Origin of the sequence: Streptomyces sp. NPDC006510, assembly GCF_040611955.1 — a bacterium.
Taxonomy (GTDB): Bacteria; Actinomycetota; Actinomycetes; order Streptomycetales; family Streptomycetaceae; genus Streptomyces.
In genome coordinates this window covers 1-7,300 of the sequence record NZ_JBEXPH010000300.1, presented here as the reverse complement: position 1 = coordinate 7,300, position 7,300 = coordinate 1, and the positions used below count along the sequence as shown (strand labels likewise).

Sequence of the window (7,300 nt, the reverse complement as noted above, 5' to 3'; positions counted from 1 at the left end):
GCCGAGGGGGGCGGCGCCGGGGACGGCCTGGCCTCCGCGTCGCTCACCGCCGCCGCGCCGCCGGTGAAGTCGGCGAGCGCCCGCCCGTGTTCGACCCGTCCGGGATGCGGATCGGTCGCGACCCGGCGGGTCAGCTCCGCGACCTTCAGCGGCAGGTCCGAGGCGAGCAGTACGGCATTGCCGAAGCGGCGGCCGCGCCACACGGTCGGATCGGCGGCGAGCGCCAGTTCGGGGAAGACCGTGGCCGCGGTGGCGATCTGGCCGCGCAGATGGGTCAGCGGCGGCCCGTCCGCGAGGTTGGCGACGTAGCTCCCGCCGGGCTTCAGGACCCGGCGGACCTCGGCGAGGAACTCGGTGCTGGTGAGGTGTGCGGGGGTACGGGCCCCGCTGAAGACATCGGCGATGACGAGATCCGCCCAGCCCTCCTGGAGCTTTCCGAGCCCGGCGCGGGCGTCGGTGGCCCTGACCCGGATCCTGGCCTGTGGGTCCAGCGGCAGTTCCCGGCGGACCAGTTGGACGAGTGCGGCGTCCACCTCGATGACCTGCTGGGTGGAACGGGGCCGGGTCGCGGCGATGTAGCGGGCGAGCGTGAAGGCCCCGCCGCCCAGGTGCACCACGTGCAGGGGCTGCCCGGGTGGTGCGACGAGATCGGCGATGTGGCCGATCCTGCGCTGGTACTCGAAGGACAGGAACGTCGGGTCGTCGAGATCCACATGGGACTGCGGGGCGCCGTCCAGCGTCAGCGTCCAGGCGTGCGGCCGCTCCCGGTCGGGCACCAGCTCGGCGAGGGAGCCGTCCACCGGTTCGGCGAGGGGCTCCGCCCTGCGCCCGGCACGTCCGACACCGCGTTCGGCCCTGCTCCCGGTCCGGTTCTCGGCCTTGCCGTCGGCCTTGCGGTCGGACCGCTTACGGGCGCCCGCACCCCCGCCCGACGCTCCTCGACGTGCCACCGCTGCTCGTGCCTGCTCACTGCTTTCGCTCCGGACCGGTACGGAACCGGCCGTGCCGGGGAGACCCGCCCACCTGCCCATTATGGGCGCGCGGGGTGGACCGGCGGTCAGCGGCAGTTGTCGGCCGCCTCGATCAGCCGGGCCGCCTCGTCCAGGGCGGCCCGCAGCACGGCCGGGTCGGTGACCGGGGCGTCGTCCTCGGGCGGCAGCAGCCAGCCGCTGCCGGTGACGGGCGGCTCGGCGGGGATGCGCAGCCCGCGGCCGGCGGTCTGCGTACAGGCGCTGCCCGGTACGTCCCACGCCTCGGCGGTCCCCGGCGGTACGAGGAAGCCGAGGGTGTCGCAGGCGCCGTCGTGCAGGACCGGTCCGATGTCCTGCTCGGTGTCCCGGCGCAGGATGTCCACCGCCTCCAGACCCTGGCGGGCCGGGACGGTCACCAGGTCGCAGGGTTCGACGCCGTGGCCCTCGGTGGCTGTGGTGGGCGCCGGAGCGCCCGTCGCGGCCGGGCTCGTCGCAGTCGTCCGCGCGTCGGTCTCCGTACCGAGATGCAACAAGGGACCTCTCCTCTCATCGCCGTGCGGAGCCGGATTCCGTCTCCGCACGGACCAACGCGCCGACGGCGTCAAGGGCTACGGTGCCACGCCGCCGCAAAGGGTGGCAGTTCATGGCGGATCGCGGGCGAGATGTCCGCTTTATTGGCAAACGCTGTGTGTGTGACTCGTCACAGCCGGTACGTTCTTGCTCCGCCGGGACACCGGAAGCAGGAGCCCCGGCTGCAGAAGAGAGGTCCTCGCCCATGGTGTCGACAGGGGCAGTTCCCAACCTCGCCTTCCGACGGCTGCGCGGCCGGCGCTCCGCCGGGGAGTTCGCTGCCGCGGTACGCAGATCCGCCCGCGAGATCGGCGAGCAGGTCGCGTGCGACGCCCGGTACATCGGACGCGTGGAGTCCGGCGAGATCCGCTGCCCCAACTACGCGTACGAACGGGTCTTCCTGCACATGTTCCCCGGAAGGACCCTGGCGGACCTGGGCTTCTCGCCGCGCGAATCCGTACGCGGCCGGGGGGCGCGGGCCACTGCCGAAACTCCACCGCCCCCTACGCTCCACAGCGACACCGACGAGGAGAGCGACGTGCTGCGTCGCGTATTCATGACCAGCGGCCCCACCACGATGGCGGCCGCGGCCCTGGGCCTGGGCGGCACATCCGCCGCGGCCGGCGTCCTGCCCGATCCGCGCCGGGTCGGCGAGACCGAGGTGAGCGCCGTCGAGAAGGCGGTGCGGCAGATCCGGCTGCTCGACGACCGGCACGGCGGCGACGGCCTGTACCGCAAGGCGTCCCAGCCGCTGCGGGCGGCGTACGCGCTGCTCGACTCCGGGACGGTCACCAGGCGCTCCACCGCCGACAGGCTGCATGCCGGAGCGGGCGAACTGGCCATCTCGGTGGGCTGGCTGGCCCATGACTCGGGCCGGTTCGAGGACGCCCGCTCGCACTATGCGGAGGCGCTCGCCACGGCGCGGCTGGCCGGCGACGCGGCGCTGGAGGCACATGCGTTCTGCAATGCCTCGTTCCTGGCCCGGGACACCGGGCGGGCCCACGAGTCCGTGCGCGCGGCGGAGGCCGGGCAGCGGGCGGCGCAGCCGCTGGGCTCGCCCCGGCTGCTGGCGCTGCTCGCGCTGCGGGAGGCGGGGGGCCGGGCGGGGCTCGGGGACCGGACGGGCTGCGAGCGGGCGATCGGCCGGGCGCACACCGCGTTCGGGCGCGGTCCGTCCGACGCCGATCCGGAGTGGATGACCTTCTTCCGGGAGGCGGAGCTGGAGATGCTGGAGGCGCAGTGCTGGTCGGCGCTGGGCGACTGGTCGCGGGCGGCCCGGCACGCCCGGCGGGCCGCCCGGCTCCAGGACCCGCACTTCACCCGGAACCTGGCGCTGTACCGGGCCGAGCTGACCTGGGACCTCGCCCGCGCGGGCCGGACCGCGGAGGCGGCGACGACGGGCCATCAGGTGCTGGACCTGCTGGACCGCGTCCAGTCGACCCGTATCCGGGCGATGCTGGCGGCGGCGGTGGAGGTGCTGACGCAGCAGCGGGGCGTGCCGGAGGTACGGGGGTTCCTGGAGCGGTACGCGGAGATGACGCAGGCCGCCACCACGTAGGGCGGGGGCCGGCGGGCCCTACCGGTCCAGGTGGCCCGTGTCGTTCCAGCGTTCGATCGCGGGCGCCCCGTACGCCCACCCCAGCACCGACAGCGACGTCGGGTCGAGCCGGATCCGCGCCGCGAACGACACGTCCTCGCCGAGCCACCGCGCCCCCAGCGCCCGCAGGATGTGTCCGTGGGCGAAGACCAGCACATCGCGGTCGGCCGAGCGCGCCCACTCCACGATCTCGTCGGCGCGGGCGGACAGCTCGGCCAGGGTCTCCCCCTCCGGCACCCCGTCACGCCAGATGAACCAGTCCGGGCGGATCGCCTTGATCTCGGCCGGGGTCATCCCCTCGTACGCCCCGTAGTCCCACTCCATGAGCGCGTCCCACGACTCGGCCCGGTCCGCGAATCCCGCGATCTCGCAGGTCTCCCTGGCCCGCAGCAACGGGCTGGTGCGCACTTCCAGGCCCGGCAGATCCGCCCACGGCCCGCGTCGCAGCCGCTCGCCGAGGAGCTTCGCGCCCGCCCGGCCGGTGTCGAGCAGCGGGATGTCCGTCCTGCCGGTGTGATTGCCCTTGACGGACCATTCCGTCTGGCCGTGCCGGGCGAGCAGGATACGCGGTGCCATGACGGCTCTCCCTGAACTGAGATCTGAGGCCGGCGATCGGGACGACACGGATCATCCGGTTTTCCCATCATCGCGCACGTGATCGCGAGGCAACCTCCGGGGCCGAACAGACGTCCCACTCTGCGCGGAGAAATCTGTACGCAACCGGGACTCCGTGAAGCACCCCGGGGAAACCGCGACCGAACCACACCGTACGGTTGAACGCCCGCCGTCGGTCGCATGAACACATGATGGAGAGCTTCCGGATGCAGCATGCCAGCACCGCGCCCGTGCCGCGCCCGCGGCCCCGTTGGTGGACCGAGCTGCCGCTGCTGGCGCTGGTGTACGGGGCCTACTCGGCGGGCCGGCTGGTGGCACGCGGCGACGTGTCCACCGCCGTCGACCACGGACTGCGCATCCTGGACCTGGAGAAGACGCTCCACATCAACGCCGAGCACCCGCTCAACCGTCTGTTCACCGCGCACCCCTCGATAGGCATACCCGCCGACTTCGCGTACGCGTCCCTGCACTACCTCGTCACCCCGGCCGTCCTGGTCTGGCTCTTCCGCCGCCGCCAGGAGGTGTACCGCAGGGCCCGCACCTGGCTGATGACCTCCACGCTGCTCGGCCTGATCGGCTTCACGCTGCTGCCGACCTGCCCGCCCCGGCTGCTGGAGGCCCGGTACGGCTTCGTCGACACGATGGCGCAGTACAGCTCGTACGGCTGGTGGGGCACGGAGGCCAGCGCCCCGCGCGGCATGGGCGGAATGACCAACCAGTACGCGGCGATGCCGAGCCTGCACGTCGGCTGGGCGCTCTGGTGCGGAATCCTGCTCTGGCGCCACAGCAAGAACCCGTACGTCCGGGCCGCGGGTGTCGCCTACCCCCTGATCACGACGTTCGTGGTGATGGGCACGGCCAACCACTACCTCCTCGACGCGGTCGCGGGCGCCGCCGTGATGGGTGTCGGGGCCCTGCTGGCCCGGCCCGTGATGCGGCTCGCGGACCGGATCAGGGACCGGGTCGCGGTGCGCTTCCCGCGGGTCGCCCCGGACATGAAGTCCCCGATTGTCAGTGCCGGATGCAAGACTTCCGCGGGTGAGCGAATCCCTGGCCAGCGGACCACCTCCGCAGACTCCACCGATGCCGCGGCATCGGCCGACGCAGACGCCTCGGCCGGTCGCGCACCCCGGGCCGACCCCGCCGCCCCCGCAGCAGCGGGAGCGGCCGGGGACGACACTCCGGCAGCGGCTCGCTGAGCTGCGGGGACCGGCAGTTCCGCCACGTCCGCTGGACGCCCGCGCGCTGGCCGCCCTCGCCGCCAACCCCGGCTGCCGGCGCCGCGCCCTGCTGGACGGCGCCGGGGTGGACAAGGCCGCGCTGGCCACGGCGCTCGGTTCGCCGGCCCCCTTCGGTCAGTCGCAGTTCGCCTTCGTCCGGGGCAACGCCTTCGAGGCCAAGGTCAAGGCCGACGGGGGCACGGAGCTGATGCGGCTGCTGCACGAGCGCCTCGGCGGCGACGCCGGGGCGCCGCACGAGGTCTCGGTGCCGGATCTGACGGCGGCGGGCCCCGAGGGCCGCGCCGCGCGTACGGCGCTGGCGCTGCGGGAGGCGACCGAGGCGGGCGGCTGGGCGCTGCTGGACCACCCGATGCTGGCCCTGGAGGTGGCGGGCTCCCCGGCCTATCTGGAGCCGGACGCGGTGGCGGTGCACCCCGACGGCACGTGGACGGTCGTCGAGATCAAGTCCTTCCCCATGATCGACGGCTCGGCCGACGCGGCGAAGGTCGGCGCGGCGGCCCGGCAGTCCGCCGTCTACGTGCTGGCGCTGGATCGGATCGCGGAGCTGACCGAGGGCGCCGAGGTCGGCCACCGGGTGCTGCTGGTCTGTCCGAAGGACTTCTCCAACCTGCCCACCGCCTCGGTCGTCGACGTGCGCAAGCAGCGCGCGGTCACCCGGCGTCAGCTCACCCGGCTGACCCGGCTGGAGGACATCGCGGCGGCCCTGCCCGAGGGCACCACCTTCGACCCGGAGTGCTCCCGGCAGCAGCTCGACGCCGCGGTCGAGTCGGTCGGCGCGGCGTACGCCCCGGAGTGCCTGGCCGCCTGCGAGCTGGCCTTCCACTGCCGGGCGAAGGCGCGCGCGGCCGGTGCGGTGGAGGCGCTGGGGCGGAGTGTGCGCGGTGAGCTCGGCGGGCTGACCACGGTGGGCGAGGTGCTGGCGGCCGCCGCGGGCAAGGAGGGCGACCCGGCGGATCCTACGGTCGCGGCCCTGCGGCGCGCGGCGGCCCTGCGCGCCGAGGCGCTGGCGGGCGGTCCGGCATGTCGCTGATCAGCACCCTGGCCCGGCTGGAGGCCGTGGAGAGCGGCCGGGCGCAGCCGATGACGACGGTCCTGCACCGCCATCTCACCGACCGTCCGCTGGTCCTGGTTCCGCTGACCACGGCCGGTGAGGCGGGCGCCCCGCTGGGCGCGCTCGTCGGGACGGACCGGGAGGCGCCCCGGCTGCTGGCGGTCCCGCAGCCGCGCGACCGGGATCTGCGGTTCGCGTTCCTGGCCGAGCTGGCCGAGGCGGTGCTGCCGCACATCGAGGCGTACGAGGACGTCGTCGAGCCGGCCGAGCGCAACGAGACCGATCCGGGGACCGGGAAGAAGGTCAAGGTCGAGGTCGAGCTGTGCGCGGACGCGCCGCAGCTGATCGTGCCGAGCCGGGCGGGCATCGAGTTCGTCCGGCTGCTGGGCCGTTCCATGCGGTTCCGGCGCACCGCCGAGGACGATCCCGACACCCCCTACCCCGCCCCTGCCCGGGTCCCGCTGCTGGGCCGCTGGCTGACGCACTACGGGGAGCGGGCCAGGGTGCCCGGCTCCTCGCTGCTGCTCGCCGCGACCGATCTGCTGAACCGGCACTGGGCGACCGGGCAGAGCAGCCTGGAGGATCAGCATCTGGGTGCGCTGCTGGCCTGGATCGACGCCCCGGCGGGCGAGTCGGGCGCCTCGGCGGCGCTCCGTGCGGAGCTGGAGCGGGACGGCGCGGGACAGCTGCTGTGCCCGCCGGCCGGTCCGGCCACGGACCCGGCGTTCGACAACCGGCTGCTGGCACCCGCCATCGAGAAGTACGACCGGGCACGCACCTCGCTCGCGGCGGCCGAGGACGGTCTGGCGGCCGATGCCCGGCTGGGCGAACTGACGGCCGCCGAGCGGGAGATCAGGGCGCTGCTGGCCGGGGTGACGCGGCCGACCTGGGACGCGGTGTGGCGCGGGCTCGACCTGCTGAGGGAGCTCCCCGAGGGGTCCAGGTCCGAGGACCGCTGGACCAGGGACCGCTGGTCGTTCACCGGTCACCGGGACCGGGTGCGGTCGGGCGAACCCCCGCAGCCGCGCCGGGACGACGCGGTGACGGCGGCGCAGAAGCTGGCCTCGCGCGAGACGGCACAGGCCCAGCTGGAGGCGCAGGAGGCGCTGGACGATCCGCTGGTGCTGGCCGGGCGGCGGCTGGCCGGTGAGGCGTTCGTCGGTGAGGTGACGGAGGTGGTGATGGCCTACAGCGAGTCGAAGCGCCCGTCGCCGCGCCCGCTGGTCACGGTCCGTACGGACGAGCACCCGCATCT

At 74.2% G+C, this 7,300-nt stretch carries 7 protein-coding genes; 4 read left to right on the top strand and 3 right to left on the bottom strand.

All coding sequences use genetic code 11. The features are described from left to right. Together ABZY11_RS41515 and ABZY11_RS41510 are read right to left on the bottom strand one after the other, a co-directional pair. The coding region (locus tag ABZY11_RS41515) for a fused MFS/spermidine synthase (RefSeq protein ID WP_356484134.1) at nucleotides 1-950 on the bottom strand (950 nt) is incomplete at its 3' end. Nucleotides 951-1,057: 107 nt separating this feature from the next. Further along, a complete protein-coding gene (locus ABZY11_RS41510; RefSeq protein WP_356484133.1) occupies nucleotides 1,058-1,504 on the bottom strand; it encodes a hypothetical protein in 447 nt (148 codons plus the stop codon). Between the two features lie 242 nt (nucleotides 1,505-1,746). Here ABZY11_RS41510 and ABZY11_RS41505 point away from each other — a divergent pair, with 242 nt between their 5' ends. After that, nucleotides 1,747-3,099 carry a tetratricopeptide repeat protein gene (locus ABZY11_RS41505; RefSeq protein WP_356484132.1) on the top strand — a complete coding sequence of 451 codons (1,353 nt, stop codon included), beginning with the start codon at nucleotides 1,747-1,749 and terminating at the stop codon, nucleotides 3,097-3,099. Nucleotides 3,100-3,117: 18 nt separating this feature from the next. On the opposite strand, the gene ABZY11_RS41500 is transcribed toward ABZY11_RS41505, so the two are convergent. Further along, entirely contained in the window at nucleotides 3,118-3,714 is a 597-nt protein-coding gene (locus tag ABZY11_RS41500) for a histidine phosphatase family protein (RefSeq protein ID WP_356484131.1), read from the bottom strand. Nucleotides 3,715-3,959: 245 nt separating this feature from the next. On the opposite strand from ABZY11_RS41500, the gene ABZY11_RS41495 reads away from it, so the two are divergent. The 3 genes from ABZY11_RS41495 to ABZY11_RS41485 form a co-directional block, all read left to right on the top strand. Next, entirely contained in the window at nucleotides 3,960-4,952 is a 993-nt protein-coding gene (locus ABZY11_RS41495) for a phosphatase PAP2 family protein (RefSeq protein WP_356484130.1), read from the top strand. Then, nucleotides 4,837-6,024: a hypothetical protein gene (locus ABZY11_RS41490; protein ID WP_356484129.1), complete on the top strand. Its 1,188-nt coding sequence runs from the start codon at nucleotides 4,837-4,839 to the stop codon at nucleotides 6,022-6,024. The genes ABZY11_RS41495 and ABZY11_RS41490 overlap by 116 nt, the downstream gene beginning before the upstream one ends. Next, the coding region (locus ABZY11_RS41485; protein ID WP_356484128.1) for a hypothetical protein at nucleotides 6,015-7,300 on the top strand (1,286 nt) is incomplete at its 3' end. The genes ABZY11_RS41490 and ABZY11_RS41485, both read left to right, overlap by 10 nt.